Here is an 18,173-nt window from a genome sequence, read left to right as displayed (position 1 = left end):
GATCAAAAACACGCCTGTGAGTGATACCAAAGAGAAACCGTCATCGAAAATATCGATGAAACTCGTCCTGCGTGATGCCGGCATCGGTATTGCTCTGCTTCTGCTGATTGCGTTTTTCTCGCTCAGCACGCAGCATTTCCTCAACCCGAACAATATTTCCAATATTCTGACACAGATAACGATCAATCTGATCCTGGCCATTGGCATGACTTTTGTCATCCTAATCGGAGGTATCGATCTATCGGTTGGGTCTATGCTCGCATTGTGCGCAGTTGTCGGTGGCAGCGTCCTGACGATCCCGGACCTCCCGGTTTGGCAAGCTGTTGGGTTGGCCACGCTTGCTGCCATGGCGACCGGTATCATATGCGGGTTCCTCAATGGCTGGATCAGCGCGTTCTGGGGCCTGCCATCCTTTATCGTTACTCTGGGCATGCTTAACATTGCCCGAGGAGCAGCGCTGCAGGTAACGGACGCTCGAACCATCTACTCTTTCCCACAGACCTTTAACGACTTTGGATCGAAAATGATCTTCGGCGTTCCTGTCGTTTTCTTGATCGCCTTGGCGCTGGTCGCGCTGGCGTGGTTTGTGCTTTCGAAAACCGTGTTCGGGAGACTGCTGTATGGCATTGGGAACAATGAGGAGGCAGTGCGGCTCGCGGGCCACTCGCTGATGCTCTACAAAGTTGCTGCGTTCACCATTGCCGGAGCGCTCGTGGGGATTGCCTCGATTATTTATATGGCCCGGCTGAACATCGCGAGCCCGATTATCGGCATAGGGTTTGAACTCAACGCCATTGCAGCCGTGATCATCGGGGGCACCAGCCTGAGCGGGGGCCGGGGTACGGTTGTCGGCACATTGCTCGGAGCCTGTATCATCGGGGTCCTAGCCAATGGCCTCATCCTCTTCGGTCTCAGTGACTTCATGCGGCAGATGATTACCGGTGTCGTAATCATTCTTGCGGTGATCATAGACAAATACCGCGAGCGCATCACAGCCGTCTAACATCCGGCAGACCGTCCCTGGAGAACACGGATAACCGGAGACGCTTCGGCACGCCACGAGCGCATCTGGTTACCTCCCATTCCGGGTCAACAAGAGGGTCGACAAGAACGTCCTCCATCACGAGCCGACGCGTGGAGAAGCGAATGCTCCCGACGTTGGGCCGACAATATGCTGCTGAAGATCGTCTCAATGACGCCCGGATTAAGGGTGTTGGGGACTCATAATCGCCTCACGCGGCAATGCTGGCCATAATAAGGCCGAGCGTTTGTTCACTCGCGTCCGGTGTCTGCTAACCGACAACGCGGCCAGCAAACATGACCAGAACGCGGTCGGATAAGGCGCGGATTTCGTCAAGCCCGACGGAGACGAGCAGGATCGCTTTGCCTGAATCTCGCACCTCAATGATCTGGCGATAAATGAATTCGATAGCGCCGATATCTACGCCTCGGATGGGCTGCCCGATGATCAGTGCTGTTGGCTTGCCACCATCAAGCAATTCGACCGCCGCATGACGCGCATGGAGCGCGAACTCGACATTTCCGTAAAGACGTTGGGAGTCTTTGTGCAATTCTGCTTGTCGACAAATCCAGCGCTGCCAGAGCCTGCCGCGCAGACTGCGCTAGCCAAGACAAGTGAACGCTCCGAGGCGTTCGTCACCGCGTTGACGCGCAGGCTGGCGAAAAGGGCCCAATCTGAGACAGGAGATTTCCGAGGGAATTGGCAAAGCGGCCACTAAGACCATTGATCTTCTTTCATATGCGATGTGTGTGCCACCGCGTTAGCCAGCCCGAAATCTCGCAGCATTATCTGTGGTGGCGACAGCTGCCATCCGGCGCATTGTTTGCATTTGTAAACGGTTGCCCAAGACCATCAGGATTGTATGGAGTTGACTGTAGAGCAAGCGCATTGATGCGCAAAGCCACTAAGATCCTGCCAGCACAGAACAACGCTGTGATTTAAGAGAATTTACAGACCACCAACGTACTATAGAAAAAATTTAAGTTTTTTAATTGGTCCATTCTGGGAAAGGCGCCCTCCCAATGTGGACATATCGAGGTCAACATATTGGAACTCTCTACCACCCTGTTACTGCATAAATCTTCTTTGCTCGTTGGGGCGGGCTGTTTCCTCTATGTGAGATGGCAATCTGGAAAGAGCCTGGGGCTAAGGCTCATGGCGATTTCTTTCATCATACTCGCCATCGGCTCAACAATCGCGGGCGCTGGGGAACGAGGAGAACTCCCCGTTTATACCTGGACACTGTTGAGCTTCACGGCTGGACCGCTTGCATATGGACTGTTCTGGATTGGAATTAGACGTCTCATCCATGAGCGCATCTGTCACCGGGACTGGATCGTGCTTGCGATAGCACCTGCGCTATTTGCCATTGCTGTTGCGACCGATTTCCATCTGGAAAACTCTTATAGAGCAACCATTTTTCTGACTGTGATGGCATCCTTCATGGTATCCTGCGCCTTTATCGTTCTACACGGCACCCGTGGAGCCATTGTCCGTGCTCGTTTTCCTTTGGCGCTCTCATTTGCCGCCAAGGCGGTGTTAGCGCTGATTGCGATTGCAAGTATTACGATCCCTGAACACGTGTCAGTTTCCGTCAGTGAAACTTTCTTTATGTTGATCCTTTGTCAGTTCCTAATCGCAATGTTCGTACAGATATTTGCCAAGGAGCGCGCGGAAATGCGCTTGATTCAGCTCCTTGAAACCGATCCGCTCACCCAGATCCACAACCGCCACTGGTTCTTTTCGAATCTGCCTGCCAATCCCTCGCCAGGGGATGTTTTTGTGACGATCGACATCGATCACTTCAAGAAGGTCAACGATGAATTCGGTCACGCGACTGGCGATCATGTTCTCGTTGCGACGGCAAAAACCATGGCTGAAAGCCTATCAGGAGACTATATGCTCGCCAGAGTCGGCGGCGAAGAGTTCGGTCTTTACATCAAATCCTCTTCATTGGATGAAGCCGAACGACAAGCGGAGCGTCTGAGGACCGCTGTTGAGGCAATCGATTTGCGTTTTGAGGGAAGGCGTGTCCCCGTCACGATCAGTCTTGGTCTCGCTACCGCGACAAGTGGAATGAAAATGCAAGCCTTGATGAGGAACGCAGATCAAGCGCTCTATGCCGCAAAGGCGGCAGGACGAAATCGAAAAGAGATTTTTAGTCCTGACCTCGAGGGGCGGCTTTTCAACGATCTTTCCAGTGACAATTCTGACGGCGTCACTCGCCTTGGCGAAATGGCCAATGCGCATGGTGACATCCAGTGATCGGCTGAGGCGGGTCAAGCGCGATAGCGTGGACCTTGCCATTTCGGGGCAGACATTGTCCTGCCTCGTAACAGCAGCCGTCTCAACCCTCGAAGATTCGCATTACGATAGCGCGATGTTAGCCATGCTCATAGCTGTTACTTTCGAAGATGTTATATACATTCTGAGGGAGGATGCCGATTCCAGATCGCTCGACGCGAGATTTTCCGGGCTATAGCCGCATATCAAAAGCCATGCACTGGATTGTGGCTTTGCTTGTTTTCGTAACATGGCCCTTGGGCTTGATGATTGGCTTCGTCAAGTATGACGTCAAGACGCTTCGAAACTCCTTTCGAAGCCATACCGCAACTGAGCGAGAAAAAACCTGAAATCTTCACTCAAACCCCAAGCCATGACATTTTGGGACTAAACACCGAGACAGGCGCATGCGTGAACTCGCCATTCCCAAGAGATTTGACGTAGGTGTAGAAGCCGCACGGCTTATCGCCAGCCGCCCCACGACACAAGCCTCTTCCCAGGCTTCCCGTTGCGCAACTTTGTGCGCCTCTTTTTGCCCATACGCTATCTCTTCGTAATGATCCAGAGACCTGTATCGCGGCTTGTGACGAGAAGGATTTTTGGATCATCGCCGATTTCGGCGGTTTGCCGAAAGCAGATTGCTGCATACTGAGGAATAGCAGTGCCATCGCGGATCTGCTCCGTGACGTGCGCTAATCGAGCCAGTGGGGTATGATGGCGCGGTCACAAAGCTGAAACGGGCGGGACGAGATATTCATGGGGTTGCGCGTTAAGGTTTTTCGATTTCCGGCCATAACTCGGCAGCCGCAGTCAGAAGTTTGGGCGTTCCTGCTGCGACCCAGGGGATGCCCGATCCGGCTCGGACCCCAATCCGAACGTCGAGGCCGGCTTCGCGGGCCAGAACAGCTCCACCTGCGATATCCCACATGGTGGTCAACTTTTGAAGGTGTCCACCGAAAATTCCGCGTGCTGCGAAGGCGAGCCCGATGGATGTAGAGCGGATCGATTCCACCACCCAGCCCGCATGGCGAAGTCCGACATTCAGCGCCGCCACCTCCTCAGCGTCGGCCGCCGCACTATCACCCAGGGACATGACCTGAACATCCTCGAATGGAACCTCTCGCGGAAGTGGCTTACCATTCAAGCGCAGGCCAGTGCCATCGGCAGCGGAGTAAATCTCCCCTAAGACAGGTATAGCGACGATACCGATTTCCGGGCGGCCGTTTCGCACAAAGCCGAGCGAAATGCCCCAGAGCGGCGAGCCCCGCAGAAAGTTTGCCGTGCCATCGATCGGGTCGATGATCCAGTAGGCGTCGTCAGCGACGCCGCCCATTTCCTCGCCCAGAACGGTTTCTCCCGGAAATGCTGTGGCCAGCCTATCCCGCACGAGCCTTTCGACGCTAGTATCGGCTTCAGACACGAAATCCTGAAAGCCCTTCGTCCTCGTCGCAATGGTGCTGCGCGCTTCGAAAAATTGCAAAGCCAGGTCCATCGCCTCTTCGATGACGAGGACGGCGCGTTCGAGGCGCGTGTTGATCGCATCCATCACTTGGCACCATGATGGCCGCTGATGTGCAGCCAGTGTTTGAACGCATCCACTTCGTCAGTCTGGATGGCACCGGCGCCTGCCCTCACGAGTGGCGCCCACACCGCGTCGGGATCAGCCAGAGCGCGTGTATCGTTGAAGTCGAGGCAATAGGAAACGTCGAGCGTGTTGATAAAGAGGCGGATATTCTGGCGTTCCAGCTCTTCGCGGCCTGCGGCGAGATCTGCAATGTCGAAGAACTTCACCTCGATCATGGGCGCATTGAGAACCTCGATCTTGCGCAGGTCTTCCGCAAAGTGGCCCGGACGCACGTCAAACATCGGCATATGCGGTATCTTGCCGAACCAATCGGCATCGAGAACGTCGAAATGGGCGGCTTGCGGATCGATGTCGGTTTTGACCAGAACCTGATCCTGAATGCCGAGCCTTAGAACCGTCTCCATCACTTGCGGCAGGTCGCGCGTGAATTTGGTATCGATGTTGACGGTGATCCTGCCGCGGATTTCTTCCAGCAACTCCTCCAGTGTCGGTATGCACTCGTCGGTAATGCTTGCATCCTTGCCGCCGGCACCCGCCCGCAGCTTCGCCAAACGCACGACATCGAACGGCAAGGCACTCACTGTTCCCGTACCTGTCGTCGTGCGGTCAAGTGTCTCGTCATGGATGACGACAAGCCTGCCATCCGCGGTGGACTGCGTATCAATTTCGATCATCTCAACACCAGCCGCAATGGCAGCCCGCACCGACGCCAGCGAGTTCTCAGCAGTTTTTTTCCAACAACCGCGATGGGCGATCGTCAGGATGGCGGGGTTGCTTAGCGAAGATAATGCCCTGATATCGCAGACGTTGCTGGCTGGAAGAGAGGCGGCACGTGTTTGAGACATGGTTTTGACTTTCGGATGTTTCGGTTCGTAAGTTGACGCAGGGATTGTTCAGAGTTTTCCCATGCCGGCTGCCATCAGGTCGTCGCGCAGAATGCGTCCGGCGATGATGAAAACGACGAGGGCAGGGAGAAGCAGAATGAAGGAGACGATGGAGGCCAGCGGCAGCTGCATGGAATAGGGGTCGAGAAACATGTAAAGCTTGATCGGCAAGGTCTCGACGACGGGTGCACCGACGATGAAGGACTTGTCGAATTCCTCGAAGCTGCCGATGAACGACATCAGGCCGCCTGCAAGCAGGCCCGGCACGGCGAGCGGCAGGATGATGTGGAGGACGATGCCGAAAGTGCCAGCGCCAAGCGAACGCGCAGCATGGATGAGATCGTCGGGAATGGTTTCCAGCGCCGCTGTCATTAGCCGGATCATCAACGGCAAGGTGCCGACGATCTGGACGAGGATGACGCCGGTAACCGAATAGGCAAGACCCATGACCATGAACACTTGCCCGATGCCCACGGCAACCACAATGCCCGGAATGATGATCGGCGCGAGAATGAAGACTTCCACCACCCGCTTCAGCCGGAATGGAAACCGGGCCATGGCCCAGGCTGTGGGCAGCGCAATCGTAGCCGTTGCAAATGTCACCACAAAGGCGATGACGATGCTGTTGAAGGCCGCGCGGATCAGGCCGCTGTCCCCCAGAATGCTTGCCCAACGCTCGGTCGTATAGTCCTTTGGCACGACCAGTGGCGGTGCCCAGCCATCGGCCACGCTCCACAGGAACATCAGGGCAAGCGGCACCAGAATGGCAAGGGCCAGCGCCGTGTAGAGACCTATCGAAACGAAAATTCGGTCTTGCGGGTTGAAGGTACGGCGACGGGTGAGGTGACGGGATTCGGTGATGACGGCGGTCATTTACGTGTCTCCCCGGTTTTGACTAACACCAATGCGGGATGTCAGCGTGTAATAGGCAATAAGGACCAGAATGGCGAAAGCGCTCAACACCATGCCGATTGCGTAGACCTGATTGAACCGGCCCTGTTTGAACTCCTGCACCATAAGAACGGACAGCGGGCGGGACGTTGGCGGGCCGACAATGTCGGGAATGGCGTAGGAGCCCATGGAGCCGATGAAGGTCAGGAGAATGGCGGCGGTGATACCCGGCATGGCCAGCGGCACCTCCACGAACAGAAAGGTCTTCAGCCGCGATGCTCCGAGCGTGCGGGACGCATAGCGGATATCTTCGGGAATGGCGGCAAACGCGCTGGTGATGATTAGCGTCATAAACGGGATCTGCTTCCAGACGCTGGCGAGAATAACGCCGATGCCCCAATCGTCACGCACCAGCTTCGGTAATGCAATTCCCAGAGGCGCAAACAGCCGGTCCATAAATCCACCGCGTTCGAAAACAACGATGACCATCAGGCCGACGATGATGCCCGGCACCGCCATGGGCAGTTTGTAAAGTCCGCTGAACAGCTTGCGACCGAAAAAGCTTTTGCGGATCAGAAGCGCCAGAGGCACTGAAGCCGCAAGTGAAACGATGACAGGCATGACCCCGTAATAGATCGAAGTCGTCAGGCCTCGGATCATCGAAGGACGGGTGAAAATCCGCTCGTAAAGAGATAAAGTGAAGCTGCCATCCTCAAGGCGGAAGCTTCCAAGCAGCGCCGACAGAAGCGGGCTGCCAAAGAAAACGAGGAGATAACCGACACCGGGTGCCAGCAAAGCAAGCAGCTGAACACGCGGGTCGCGAAGAAGGCCGCGCATCATGCAGCCTCCTTGACCGGTCGGTCATGGAGAAGATGGACCGAACCCGGAAATTGAATCGATACGCGACTTCCGACCTCGATCAAGGATACGGCGCCGGACTGGTTGATGCGTATCTGTTCCTTGCCGATCTCGACGGTGTAGAGCGCATTCGGCCCCATGAATGAAACGGCAGACACCGTGCCTGCACCCTTGGCGTCGGCAGCGATGACGATGTTTTCAGGTCTTATGGAAATCTGCGCCGGGCCTGCGGCCCGTCCGTCCAACGTGACAAGCTGACCCCAGGCCAGACACGCTTCCTGGGTACCATTCGTCGTGACGGGGAGCAGGTTGGTCTGTCCAAGAAAGCCCGCCGTGAAGGCATGTTTAGGGGCGCGGTAAAGTTCGAGGGGGGTGCCCACCTCCACCACATGACCCGCATTCATGACCACGATCCTATCCGACATCGCCATAGCCTCGGCCTGATCGTGGGTTACGTAAATGCTGGTGGCCCCAATTCTTTTATGCAGTTCCGTCAGCTCGTGGCGCAATGTATCACGCAGCTTGGCGTCCAAGTTCGACAGAGGCTCGTCGAACAGCAGCAGGCTGGGCTGCATGACGATGGCACGCGCCAACGCTACGCGCTGCTGCTGACCGCCGGAAAGCTGCCGCGGCATGCGGTCCACGAGACCCGTCAGATTGCAGATCTCGAGCGCATGGGCGATGCGGCTGATACGCTCGTCTTTAGGAACTTTCTTCATGCGCAGACCAAAGCCGAGATTTTTGGCGACCGACATATGCGGAAAAAGCGCGTAGGACTGGAAGACCATGGCGATATCGCGCGCTTCCGGCGGCGCCTGATCGATGCGTTTGCCACCGAGCCAAATTTCACCGCCGGACGGTTCACTGATCCCCATCAGGATGCGCAGAAGCGTCGATTTTCCGCAGCCGGAGGGGCCGAGGATCGTGACGAATTCGCCCCGCTCCACGGTGATCGACACGGGGTGGAGCGCGCGGCTTGCGCCATAGTCCTTGGTGATGTTGCTGATGTCGAGTTCACTCATGACGATTTTCCTTGGCGATTGCGACGGGCCGGGACCAAGCCCGGCCGGTGCGGATTGAGCGCTACTGGTTGAGCACCTTTTCATCCAGCGCTTCGCCAAGCGCCATCGACATATCCCAGAAGGCGGGAACGGAAAGGCGCGGATAAACATCCATCGGCAGGACATGCACCTGCGCATCCTTCGGCATCATGTCGTTGGTAACGTCGAGCCGGGGCGACCGCGAAGCCTTATGTTCCAGCTTCCATGTCTGGAACTCCTTGCTCATCGCCATGTCGATCAGAAGCAAGGCGGCAGCCACGTGCTTGGCGTTGGCGGGAACGAACATCGCATCGCCGGAACCGACCTGACCTTTTTCCAGCAGTGTCAGGCGGAAGCTTTCAGGCAATTGTTTGTTGCCGAGGAACGTCATGACCTGATCTTCCCAGACCGTGCCGATATAGAGCTGCTGGTTGTTGATGAGGTTCAGCGTATCGGCGTTGCCGTTGGTCAATTCGGCGACGGGCAGCAAGCGCTTATAGTAGTCCCAAACCGGGTTCAGGCATTCGGACGTCATGGCCCAGTCTTCTGCCTCCTGCCGCGTCTTGCTGTAATCGGTCAGTTGCGTGCGGCAGTCGCCGGTCAGATAGTTGAGCGCGACCGAATAGATGAAACCACTGCCGGAACCGCCTTTGGCTGGAAGAGTAACGCCGAGGCGCTTCGGGTTCTTTTCCGCCCAGTTGAGCAAGTCTTCAAAGCTTTTTGGGACATCTTCCGGCTTCACAAAGGCCGAGTCATAACCGATTGCTGTCTGGTTCATGTGCACCAGCGGGTAGCTGCCACCATGCTCTTTGCCAAACAGGGTTTTCGCCAGAACCGGATCATAATTTGCCATGTTCGGCAGGATGTTGGTTAGCGCGATCTTCCCAACGACACCTTTGGACGAAAGAAGCGGATAACTGCCGCCACCGGCGAAATAGGCATCCACTGGCGAATCCTGCCCTGCTGCCTGGACAGCAATCAGCTGCTGGTTCGCCTGATCGCCGTTTACATCGCTATAGGCAACCTTGATGCCATATTTGGCCTCGAAGCGGGTGATCAGTTCCTTCCATGTATCGCCAAAACTGCCGGCGAAATTATACATCGTTACCGAACCCTCGGCTTTGGCGGCTGGAACCACGACGTCATAAAAATTTTCCCGCGTGACCTTCGAAAGATCGAAATCAAGGTTCTTCATATTGGTGTCAGCCGCCAGACAAGGCGCAGCCGTCGTCGCCAGCGCCAGCGCGGCAATCGCAAGATATTTCATAGGCATTGATAGCTCCTTCTGGAGGTCCGTTGTTTACTGAGCTCCTATTACTACACTTTAGGTGTAATATTTATGACAGTCCTGTGAAGAAATCTTGCGGCAGCGCAACGCCTTATTGCCGCAGCTCTGTACAGCCGTTATCCAAAGGGCATGACCCTCGACCAGAACACGCCCAATACGCTCAATCGCCACCCACTTGCCAGCGGTAATGAGCGCCTTATTCTCGATATCGTCCGGCGTTATGGACCGATCTCCAGGGCCCTGATCACCGGTCACACCAACCTGACGCAGCAATCTGTGCACCGGCTGATAGACGGCCTGCTGGAACGTGGGCTTCTCCAGACCGGCGCCCCAATCAAAGGCACGCGCGGCCAGCCGAGCCCGACAATCGAGCTGGTGCCGGAAGCCGCCTATTCGCTCGGCATTTCCATCAACACAGATTCTGTTGTGATCTGCATTGCCGATTTCCGCTGCGACATCGTCGTCGAGGAGAAGCTGGAAATGCTCCCAAGTGATCGGGAGCAGACATTGGCTGCATTATCTCTCGCCTTGGAACGCTTGCTCGGGCAATACAACATCCCACGCGAAAAGCTGATTGGCCTTGGCTTTTCGATGTCCGGATTTTTTGTATCGCAAGACCGCGCCTTTAACGCGCCGGAGCCTTTACGAGATTGGTCGCTCATGGATCTGAAACCAATCCTCGAAGACAGGTTCCGCCTACCGGTCTGGCTTGAAAACAATGCCACGACTGGCGCAATCGGCGAAAGCCTGCGCGGCGTAGGTTCATGGTGCCAGACCTTCGCCTATCTTTCCTTCAATTATGGTTTTGGCGGAGGTCTCGTTCTCGGTGGCCAGCCGTTTCACGGCTTTTACGGCAACGCTGGCGAATTCAGCGGGATATATAATCCGGACGAATCTCAAAAGCGTCCTGCACTGCAATATTTGATCGAGACGCTCCAAAAAAATGGCGTCGAAATACAGTCCATAGAAGCTTTGTATCGGCAATTTGATCCAACATGGCCCGGTGTGGAAGAATGGCTCGTTCGAACTATGCCTCAGGTGAACCGGGTCGTTGCCAGTTTGATCGCAGTCATCGACCCTCAGGCCATCGTCTTCGGAGGACAGTTGCCGCGAAAGCTCGGCCAAATGATGATCGCGCGCGTTCATATGCCCTCAGAGCGAGAACATCGCTACGGCGTCGGCCCACAGGAGGCTAAACTGGTGCTCAGCGAAACCGAAGGCGATCCTGCTGCCATGGGCGCGGCCTTGCTACCGTTGAGGATGCGATCATTTAATTAGTTTTATGATCGACCAGAGTGTTCGCGCATGTGCAGTCGCGAGATCGCATTTCGACTTTCCCGCCTTGAGGGGCTCAGAACTGCCGGCCCTAGTCGGCGATTTCGTCAGGTTGGCGTCGATACGGTTGAAAAAGTCGGAGTTGCTGTCGATGCGAAGTTCTGATTCGCTCCTTCTACGGATTTGAGAGGATGTGACGATGATGGGCGAGCGGATGGTAGCATAGGAAGCGCTGTTTTCCGGGTTCAGCATGGAGCGTGACGTCCCAGCGGACGCGTTGGCGTTAGGCCTTTCAACCGCGTTTGAGCGCGGGGGAATGATAACCCCTGCGGCTGTGCTGTGACGGAGAACGCGTCATAGGTGGGAGTGCTTCAGTTAGCATTCACCGACTGTGGATCGATCATGCGTTTTGAGACCGTTCCCCAATGCCCGATCCCCGGAACACGCCCCCTTGTCGGACCTGACTGCCGCTATCCACGTGTTAAGCAACTCGACTGGCCGACCTAGTTGCACGGCGCATTTTTCCACCGTCTATTGCGGGTCATAACAACATCTAGATCGGCGCACCTCTCAAAGTCGTGTCGGTTCAGTGAGTTCTAAGCTTGCTAGAATCGCAAGTCACTGATTGGATATTATGACGACGGACTGTGCCGAAGGTTCGATTCCTATCAAGGCGAGGCAGTTGGTTTTAAGAGGTGCTCCGTTCACCCAACTGCACATCGAGAGAGTTCACGAGCTAGTTCCACGCACCCTCTCACTCGCGCCGACAGGTTTCGGGGGCCATGATAGTAAAGGCAGAGCCCCGGATAAGGGGGCTTCCAGTCTTCCAGAACACGAATGATGCGTCCCGCTATGATTGAGAAGGTGGGGAGGAACCTTGGGCTTGCCATGCTACTCGAGGAGAACGGACCACACCGTGTCGATGGAGGGACGGTGCCGACGGCATAAGGCGACTACCATCTGGATCAGGTGGGTGCGCTCCATCCGCCGATTTGGGAGTGAAGCCCGGCACGAAGGTCCTGACCCAGCTCTGTCACAGCCTTTGCGCTCGATAAGCCTCACCGTGGATGAGAGCCCCTTCACATCCGTTAGAGCTTGAATGCTAATATGCTTATGCGATACGTGGCGGGTCGAAATGGCTAGGGTAGGGTGCTTGGACAGGAATAATAGCGAGTCAACCGAGGTTGGTGATAATCGAGGCCGTATGGCGGCAACGCCTGGTGAAATCACATCCCTCGGTTATAGGGACGTATTCTGGCGCGTCGTTTCCGGATTTACGGAAGATCGCGTCACGTTGGTTGCAGCTGGCGCGACATATTACCTTCTGCTGGCTCTCTTCCCGGCTTTAGCTGCGCTCGTTTCGCTCTACGGCGTATTTTCCGACCCGTTGACCATCGCGAAGCATATTGCATTTCTATCCACGACGCTGCCTCCAGGTGGCTTTGACATCATCGTTTCCCAGCTCGATGCATTGTCACAACAGAAGAACTCCACTCTGAGCTTTGGCGTGATTACTGGCTTCATGGTGGCTCTATGGAGTGCGAATAACGGCATCAAGGCACTCTTTGAAGCCATGAATGTTGCCTATGGTGAGAAAGAGAAGCGCGGGATCATCCGGCTCAATCTGAATTCGCTGGGCTTTACCTTTGGCGCTTTGCTCGTTGCCATAGCGTTGATTACAGCCGTTGGCGTCGTGCCCGCTGTTCTCGGTTATCTCTGGCTGGACCAGTGGACTGAATTTCTGGCGAAGATAGCCCGTTGGCCTTTTCTGCTTCTTATTGTCGGATGCGGCATTACAATGATGTACCGCTATGGGCCGAGCCGCGAAGCTGCCAAGCTGCGCTGGATCACATGGGGTGCGACCTTCTCGACCTTTCTCTGGCTGGCTGCCTCAGTCTTTTTTTCACTCTATCTTGAAAACTTTGCCGACTACAACGCGACTTATGGCACGCTTGGTGCTCTGATCGGTTTAATGGTCTGGACCTGGATATCGGTGATCATCCTGATCTTGGGCGCAGAGCTCAATGCCGAACTCGAGCATCAGACAACCATCGATTCTACCACTGGCAAGCCAGTGCCAATGGGGGAACGGGGAGCCCATGTCGCGGATACAATCGGTGAGCAATCGAGCTGACCTGCGTCTCATGATGTCGTTCAGCACGGATTAAAGCCCGGCCATCTTGGATTGTCGCGCCATCATTGACCGGCTGGTATTGAGAGATGGGCAACGGGGCCATGTTCATCGAACACTCGGGTCAACCCGTTCTGATGGCGAATGATGTTGACCAGGGATCGCAGGCCCGGGTGGCCATGGCGGCGACTGTCGTAATAGACATGGAATGGTTCGCCCGGAGAGGCATGGTCTGCCAAAACAACCTTCAAGTCGCCGTCCCTGATCTCATCTGCAATTCTGGCCTCCAACAAATATGCCAATCCGAGACCAGCCTTTGCTGCCTTGATTGTGGTGGCGGTGTCATTGATGGTTATCGAACCTGGCACTCGCAGCCTTATATTCCTTTTCCCCTCAGACAGCTCCCATTTGTATGCAGAGTTATCTCCAAGCAGGAGTTGGAGGCAATTATGTTGGGCCAGGTCGTTGATAGAGTTCGGTGTCCCGTTGGCCTCAAGATATGCAGGCGATCCCGCGACCACCCAGCGTTGTGGGCCTGAGAGGGCCAAGGCAACCATATCCTCTGGTACGTTATGGCCATAGCGAAAGCCCGCGTCATATCCCTCAGCGACAATATCGATCGGACGATCCTCCACGACGACAGTTATCCTGACATCGGGGCATATGCGTGCGAACTCCGGCAATGCAGGAGCGATGAGCAAATGGGCGGCATCAGCGAAGGCGTTGATGCGAAGCTCGCCGAACCGCGCAGCACCAGGTACGTTGAGCGAGTGCAGTGCCGCGCTGATGACGTCAAATCCTTCGGTGAGCCGGGAAGCCAGTTCCACCCCCAGGTCCGTTGGTGCCACGGCGCGGCTTGTTCTGTTGAGAAGTTTTGCTCCAAGACGAGCTTCCAGCCGCCGCATCGCATGGCTGGCGGCCGAAGGGGTTATCCCAAGTTCGATGGCTGCAGATTTGAAGCTCTGCCTTCTCACGATGGTGGTGAAAAGTCTCAAATCCGCCAAGTCGACTCGCTCGAAGAAATCCATGATGCTTCTCTTTCATCGTTAGAGTGAACCAAGTTCATCATAAAGCATGAGGCTTTGAAGCGGGCAATTGCTATGACAGTGCCTGAGGACTTTGAGGAGGAAGTAGAATGTTCGACGGGTTTGTTTTTAGCGACCTCAAGGGCAAGCGTGTTCTTGTGACGGGAGGCTCAACGGGAATCGGCGCTGCGGTGGTATCGGCATTTGCGGAGCAAGGTGCTCGGGTCGCCATTCACTTTAACGAAAGCCGGGAGGCTGCCGCTGCGCTTCAGGGCAAGCATTCCGAAAACACGGTGCTTGTTCACGGGGACCTTGGCGCGCCGGGTGTCGGCGCACAGGTGGTGGATGAAGCATCCCGTCTTCTTGGTGGGCTCGACGGCATCATCAACAATGCAGGTGGCATGTTGGGCAGAGTACAGACCACGGACGTCAGCGCCGAGCATTTCGACCGTGTGTTGGACCTCAATGCGAAGTCACTCTGGGAGGCAAGCGTCGCAGCTCATCGCCATCTCGTGGCGTCAGGGGGTGGGTTCATCATCAACACGACGTCAATCGCGGCCAGAAATGGTGGCGGTGGCGGCGCCGTCCTTTACGCAGCGGCAAAGGCTTTCGTCAGCAGTTTGACCCGAGGCCAGGCCAAGGAATTCGTCAAGGACAGAATACGGGTGAATGCGGTCGCCCCCGGCCTGATCCAGACACCATTTCACGATCGGTATACGTCGGCGGAGATCATGGCCGCCCAGCGAATGACCATTCCCATGGGACGGGAGGGGACGCCGGAGGAATGCGTTGGAGCATTCCTCTTCCTCGCCTCGGAGGCTATGTCCGGATACATCACCGGGCAGGTCATTGAGGTCAACGGCGGACAATTGATGCCATAAGGAGATAATGCATGAACTATAGAGAGTTTGGTAGAACGGGACGGTCTGTCTCAGAAATCGGATTTGGTGCCTGGGCGATTGGCGGCTCCTGGGGCGATGTGTCAGAGGCGGACGCTCAAGCGGCGCTGAACGCTGCCTTGGATGCAGGCACGACATTCATCGACACCGCCGATGTTTATGGCGATGGCCGATCCGAGAAGATCATTGCGGATGTCTTGAAGGCACGTGGTGGAGAACGGCCGTTCGTCGCCACCAAGGCAGGACGTCGCCTGTCGCCGCACGTATCCGAGGGTTACAACAAGGATAACCTGACCATGTTCGTCGAGAGGTCGCTCAAAAACCTCGCGACGGATTGCCTGGACCTTGTTCAGCTGCACTGCCCGCCAACGGAGGTCTATTATCGTCCTGACGTTTTCGAGGCGATGGAATCGTTGATCAAGGCGGGGAAGATCCGAAACTACGGTGTTTCCGTCGAGAAGGTCGAAGAAGGCCTGAAAGCGATCGAATATCCGGGCGTAGCCTCTGTCCAGATTATCTACAACATCTTCAGGCAGCGCCCTGCTGATCTATTCTTCAGTGAAGCCAAGCGTAAGGGCGTGGCGGTCATCGTTCGCGTTCCGCTTGCATCCGGTTTGTTGACTGGAAAGATGAATGCCCAGACGACGTTTGCTGCCGATGATCACCGGGCATTTAATCGCAATGGGGAGGCGTTCGACAAGGGTGAGACGTTCTCCGGCGTCCCTTACGACGTGGCGCTCCAGGTTGTCGAAGATATCCGCAGGCTTGTTCCCGGTGACGTGACAATGGCCCAGTTCGCATTACGCTGGATCCTCATGAATGAGGCTGTCAGCACTGTCATTCCAGGGGCAAAGAACGCCGATCAGGCCAATGGCAATGCTTCGGCAAGCGGTATCGAGAAAATCTCGCCGTCCACGATGGAGCAGCTCAAAGCTATCTACGAAAACCGCATTGCTCCTCACGTCCATCAGCTGTGGTGAGCGATCGCCGGTTGCGGTAGCGTAACGCCGAGCAGGTATGAACGAAGCTCTTTCTATGCGCTAGTCCCGGCGCATAGAACACCATTTACTGAAATAATCGGCCGCTCATCCATTCGTGGTTCAGACGACCCTTAGCTATAGCGCGCCAGCGTGTCGGCCAGTGGAAGACGCGCGCGCATGTTGGTCAGTAGCAACGCCATACCGCCGATCTTGCGTTGAATAAGCAGCGTATCAGCAGGAGGCAGGTGCCAGCTTGCACGATCGGCCATCATCGGCGTTGCACGTTCACGGATCATCGCAATGACATCGCGGTCGGCAAAATCGAAAAGACCATTTCGGCTCGTCCCGATAAGGGAAACCGCAAGGCCAATCATGGCATCCAGTGTCGTACCGTGTCGCAGCACCTGGACTGGGGAGATGAAACCCATTTTCACGAGTGCATCACGGATCGCAGGGACATCGCCCGTTAACCCGATGCGCAGTAAAATGCGATATTGCTTTGCAATCTCAGGCGCTACCGCACGTGTGGCCCCAAAGTCCAGAAGCACGATGCGACCACCGTCGCGCTGCCAGCGATAATTGGCGAAATTAGGATCTGTCTGCATCAGGCCGAATTGGAACAGCTCCTTTAGGAGCAGTTCGAGCAGTGCTTGCGATGCCCGGTTGCGATCTGCTTCCGGTGCCGCGGCCAGTGTTTCTAAGGGGCCGCCCGGAATGTAGTCCATCGGCAGAACAGTCCTATGGAGAAGATCTGTGACAGGCTCAGGCACAACGAAACGCGGGTCATCTGCAAGAAGCCTGCGGTAGCGGCGCATCTGCTCTGCCTCCCGCAGGTAGTCCGCCTCTTCATGCAACTGCCTTTTGGCCTCGGTCAGGTAGGGTGCCAGGTCAAGTCCTGATGGTAGCAGGCCCGTGATCCGCAAAAGCGCTGCAACATTGTCAATGTCGGCATCGACGCTGGCCGAAATTCCCGGATATTGCACTTTGACCGCCAACTCGCGCCCTGATGAAAGAACGGCGCGATGAACCTGCCCAATTGAGGCCGCTGCTATCGGTGTCATATCAAATCGAGAGAAGTGCCTTTGCCAGTCTGGACCCCAGGCTGCCGTCAGCGTTTGCTGGAGTTGACGATCCGGCATAAAATGCGCGCTCTCTCGCAAGTCGGCAAGGATGACCGCGAGTTCTGGGGGCAGAAGGTCGCCCGCGTCGAGTGACAGCATCTGTCCAAGCTTCATGGCGGCGCCTCTCAGGCGCGACAATTGCTCTTTAGCCCTAAGCGCGTTGGATGGTGTCAGGAGCAGATCCGAAAGATGCGGGCGTTCTCCCTTTGCCATCCGGCGCAAGCCTTCACCGACCATCCCCGTTGCGACGCCGCCGGCAAGCTGGCCTAAAGCCGCAAGCCGACCGAGGCGGCTTTGGGGGACGGGGCGAAAACGGTCCTTCATCGGAAAAGCCTCTGCAGCCGGGGCCGAATGCGCAGGAAGCCACGATAGGCCACTTCGACCAAGGGTGTGACTGGGGGCCAGCCAGCGATCTTTCCCAGTGGGCGTAAGATCGGGATGGCGCGCCACATGGCCGCAAATGCCGCCGCACCCGAGAGCAACCGTCGTCCCTCTTGCGCATGAAAGCGGGCCAGGATGTCTCCGCGATCAATGGGGCAGACAGTCAAAGGGTCGCAGGCATCGATAAATAAGATCGCCCCGCGCCGGTCGAGCCGCTTCATCAATGCGATTTCTCGCTGACACAAGGGGCAATTGCTGTCGAACCAGACTGTCACTTGCTCAGCCATAACGATGGTCTCCGGATCTGATGAGTGCTGGAATCTTGTTGGACACGCCGTGGGCCAAGCCAGTTTCCTGAATGATGTCTTTATTGATATTACGACGCCACGCTGTATTCAGATCAGGCGAGTGATTTTGGATTCGGCTTTTCTTTCTGTAGAGCCCATGTTTTCTCAACTATACTGATCTGGAGAACGATGGTTTTAAAAGCGCGCGCCTAAGACTATTGCCG

The 18,173-nt window shown here is 56.0% G+C and carries 15 protein-coding genes and 4 pseudogenes; 7 read left to right on the top strand and 12 right to left on the bottom strand.

The window, feature by feature from the left end; genetic code table 11:
- The first annotated feature begins 55 nt into the window (after positions 1–55).
- On the top strand, positions 56–1,003 hold the full coding sequence (locus tag ACQZ51_RS14230; protein ID WP_448778124.1) for an ABC transporter permease: 948 nt from the start codon (positions 56–58) through the stop codon (positions 1,001–1,003).
- A gap of 289 nt (positions 1,004–1,292) precedes the next feature.
- Here the strand turns inward: ACQZ51_RS14230 and ACQZ51_RS14225 are convergent.
- A pseudogene (locus ACQZ51_RS14225) lies at positions 1,293–1,481 on the bottom strand (heme ABC transporter ATP-binding protein); the annotation flags it as partial.
- Positions 1,482–1,496: 15 nt separating this feature from the next.
- On the opposite strand from ACQZ51_RS14225, the pseudogene ACQZ51_RS14220 reads away from it, so the two are divergent.
- Together ACQZ51_RS14220 and ACQZ51_RS14215 are read left to right on the top strand one after the other, a co-directional pair.
- Positions 1,497–1,785: pseudogene (locus ACQZ51_RS14220) on the top strand (hypothetical protein); the annotation flags it as partial.
- Between the two features lie 283 nt (positions 1,786–2,068).
- Complete coding sequence (locus tag ACQZ51_RS14215; RefSeq protein ID WP_448778122.1) at positions 2,069–3,286, top strand: GGDEF domain-containing protein; 1,218 nt, start codon at positions 2,069–2,071, stop codon at positions 3,284–3,286.
- Between the two features lie 787 nt (positions 3,287–4,073).
- Here ACQZ51_RS14215 and ACQZ51_RS14210 read toward each other — a convergent pair.
- The 6 genes from ACQZ51_RS14210 to ACQZ51_RS14185 all read right to left on the bottom strand — a co-directional run bounded on the left by ACQZ51_RS14210 (position 4,074) and on the right by ACQZ51_RS14185 (position 9,835).
- Complete coding sequence (locus ACQZ51_RS14210; RefSeq protein WP_448778120.1) at positions 4,074–4,850, bottom strand: inositol monophosphatase family protein; 777 nt, start codon at positions 4,848–4,850, stop codon at positions 4,074–4,076.
- Positions 4,850–5,734, bottom strand: a complete 885-nt coding sequence (locus ACQZ51_RS14205) for a glycerophosphodiester phosphodiesterase family protein (RefSeq protein ID WP_448778118.1) — start codon at positions 5,732–5,734, stop codon at positions 4,850–4,852. The genes ACQZ51_RS14210 and ACQZ51_RS14205 overlap by 1 nt, the downstream gene beginning before the upstream one ends.
- Positions 5,735–5,782: 48 nt before the next feature.
- Positions 5,783–6,646, bottom strand: a complete 864-nt coding sequence (locus tag ACQZ51_RS14200) for an ABC transporter permease (RefSeq protein ID WP_448778116.1) — start codon at positions 6,644–6,646, stop codon at positions 5,783–5,785.
- Positions 6,647–7,501 (bottom strand): ABC transporter permease, encoded by an 855-nt coding sequence (locus ACQZ51_RS14195; RefSeq protein WP_448778338.1) that lies wholly within the window; start codon positions 7,499–7,501, stop codon positions 6,647–6,649.
- A complete protein-coding gene (locus ACQZ51_RS14190) occupies positions 7,501–8,544 on the bottom strand; it encodes an ABC transporter ATP-binding protein (RefSeq protein WP_448778114.1) in 1,044 nt (347 codons plus the stop codon). The genes ACQZ51_RS14195 and ACQZ51_RS14190 overlap by 1 nt, the downstream gene beginning before the upstream one ends.
- Before the next feature lie 61 nt (positions 8,545–8,605).
- Positions 8,606–9,835, bottom strand: coding sequence for an extracellular solute-binding protein (locus tag ACQZ51_RS14185; RefSeq protein WP_448778113.1), 1,230 nt, complete (start codon positions 9,833–9,835; stop codon positions 8,606–8,608).
- Between the two features lie 144 nt (positions 9,836–9,979).
- Between ACQZ51_RS14185 and ACQZ51_RS14180 the strand changes: the two genes are divergently transcribed.
- Positions 9,980–11,128 carry an ROK family transcriptional regulator gene (locus ACQZ51_RS14180; protein WP_448778111.1) on the top strand — a complete coding sequence of 383 codons (1,149 nt, stop codon included), beginning with the start codon at positions 9,980–9,982 and terminating at the stop codon, positions 11,126–11,128.
- A 374-nt stretch (positions 11,129–11,502) separates the two neighbouring features.
- Here the strand turns inward: ACQZ51_RS14180 and ACQZ51_RS14175 are convergent.
- Positions 11,503–11,629: pseudogene (locus tag ACQZ51_RS14175) on the bottom strand (integrase); the annotation flags it as partial.
- 200 nt (positions 11,630–11,829) lie between these two features.
- Positions 11,830–11,982, bottom strand: a pseudogene (locus ACQZ51_RS14170) (LysR substrate-binding domain-containing protein); the annotation flags it as partial.
- Positions 11,983–12,260: 278 nt separating this feature from the next.
- Here ACQZ51_RS14170 and ACQZ51_RS14165 point away from each other — a divergent pair.
- Complete coding sequence (locus ACQZ51_RS14165; RefSeq protein WP_448778109.1) at positions 12,261–13,259, top strand: YihY/virulence factor BrkB family protein; 999 nt, start codon at positions 12,261–12,263, stop codon at positions 13,257–13,259.
- Between the two features lie 62 nt (positions 13,260–13,321).
- Here ACQZ51_RS14165 and ACQZ51_RS14160 read toward each other — a convergent pair whose 3' ends face one another.
- On the bottom strand, positions 13,322–14,284 hold the full coding sequence (locus tag ACQZ51_RS14160) for a LysR family transcriptional regulator (RefSeq protein WP_448778107.1): 963 nt from the start codon (positions 14,282–14,284) through the stop codon (positions 13,322–13,324).
- Positions 14,285–14,391: 107 nt separating this feature from the next.
- Here ACQZ51_RS14160 and ACQZ51_RS14155 point away from each other — a divergent pair, with 107 nt between their 5' ends.
- Together ACQZ51_RS14155 and ACQZ51_RS14150 are read left to right on the top strand one after the other, a co-directional pair.
- Positions 14,392–15,162: an SDR family NAD(P)-dependent oxidoreductase gene (locus ACQZ51_RS14155; protein ID WP_448778105.1), complete on the top strand. Its 771-nt coding sequence runs from the start codon at positions 14,392–14,394 to the stop codon at positions 15,160–15,162.
- Between the two features lie 11 nt (positions 15,163–15,173).
- Positions 15,174–16,160 carry an aldo/keto reductase gene (locus ACQZ51_RS14150; protein WP_448778103.1) on the top strand — a complete coding sequence of 329 codons (987 nt, stop codon included), beginning with the start codon at positions 15,174–15,176 and terminating at the stop codon, positions 16,158–16,160.
- A gap of 131 nt (positions 16,161–16,291) precedes the next feature.
- Here ACQZ51_RS14150 and ACQZ51_RS14145 read toward each other — a convergent pair whose 3' ends face one another.
- Together ACQZ51_RS14145 and ACQZ51_RS14140 are read right to left on the bottom strand one after the other, a co-directional pair.
- Entirely contained in the window at positions 16,292–17,605 is a 1,314-nt protein-coding gene (locus tag ACQZ51_RS14145; protein WP_448778102.1) for an ABC1 kinase family protein, read from the bottom strand.
- Entirely contained in the window at positions 17,602–17,949 is a 348-nt protein-coding gene (locus ACQZ51_RS14140) for a thiol-disulfide oxidoreductase DCC family protein (protein ID WP_448778100.1), read from the bottom strand. Before ACQZ51_RS14140 ends, ACQZ51_RS14145 begins: the two co-directional genes overlap by 4 nt.
- Positions 17,950–18,173 lie beyond the last annotated feature (224 nt).

The organism is Agrobacterium sp. CG674 (assembly GCF_053521645.1).
This window is presented reverse-complemented; position numbering and strand designations above follow the sequence as displayed.

Excerpts from the sequence above, each read along its gene's own strand:
- ACQZ51_RS14165 (WP_448778109.1), top strand. The coding sequence starts at position 12,261 with ATGGCTAGGGTAGGGTGCTTGGACAGGAATAATAGCGAGTCAACCGAG.
- ACQZ51_RS14140 (WP_448778100.1), bottom strand. The coding sequence starts at position 17,949 with ATGGCTGAGCAAGTGACAGTCTGGTTCGACAGCAATTGCCCCTTGTGT.
- ACQZ51_RS14190 (WP_448778114.1), bottom strand. The coding sequence starts at position 8,544 with ATGAGTGAACTCGACATCAGCAACATCACCAAGGACTATGGCGCAAGC.
- ACQZ51_RS14180 (WP_448778111.1), top strand. The coding sequence starts at position 9,980 with ATGACCCTCGACCAGAACACGCCCAATACGCTCAATCGCCACCCACTT.
- ACQZ51_RS14230 (WP_448778124.1), top strand. The coding sequence starts at position 56 with ATGAAACTCGTCCTGCGTGATGCCGGCATCGGTATTGCTCTGCTTCTG.
- ACQZ51_RS14160 (WP_448778107.1), bottom strand. The coding sequence starts at position 14,284 with ATGGATTTCTTCGAGCGAGTCGACTTGGCGGATTTGAGACTTTTCACC.
- ACQZ51_RS14185 (WP_448778113.1), bottom strand. The coding sequence starts at position 9,835 with ATGCCTATGAAATATCTTGCGATTGCCGCGCTGGCGCTGGCGACGACG.
- ACQZ51_RS14205 (WP_448778118.1), bottom strand. The coding sequence starts at position 5,734 with ATGTCTCAAACACGTGCCGCCTCTCTTCCAGCCAGCAACGTCTGCGAT.
- ACQZ51_RS14200 (WP_448778116.1), bottom strand. The coding sequence starts at position 6,646 with ATGACCGCCGTCATCACCGAATCCCGTCACCTCACCCGTCGCCGTACC.
- ACQZ51_RS14145 (WP_448778102.1), bottom strand. The coding sequence starts at position 17,605 with ATGAAGGACCGTTTTCGCCCCGTCCCCCAAAGCCGCCTCGGTCGGCTT.
- ACQZ51_RS14150 (WP_448778103.1), top strand. The coding sequence starts at position 15,174 with ATGAACTATAGAGAGTTTGGTAGAACGGGACGGTCTGTCTCAGAAATC.
- ACQZ51_RS14155 (WP_448778105.1), top strand. The coding sequence starts at position 14,392 with ATGTTCGACGGGTTTGTTTTTAGCGACCTCAAGGGCAAGCGTGTTCTT.
- ACQZ51_RS14210 (WP_448778120.1), bottom strand. The coding sequence starts at position 4,850 with ATGGATGCGATCAACACGCGCCTCGAACGCGCCGTCCTCGTCATCGAA.
- ACQZ51_RS14195 (WP_448778338.1), bottom strand. The coding sequence starts at position 7,501 with ATGCGCGGCCTTCTTCGCGACCCGCGTGTTCAGCTGCTTGCTTTGCTG.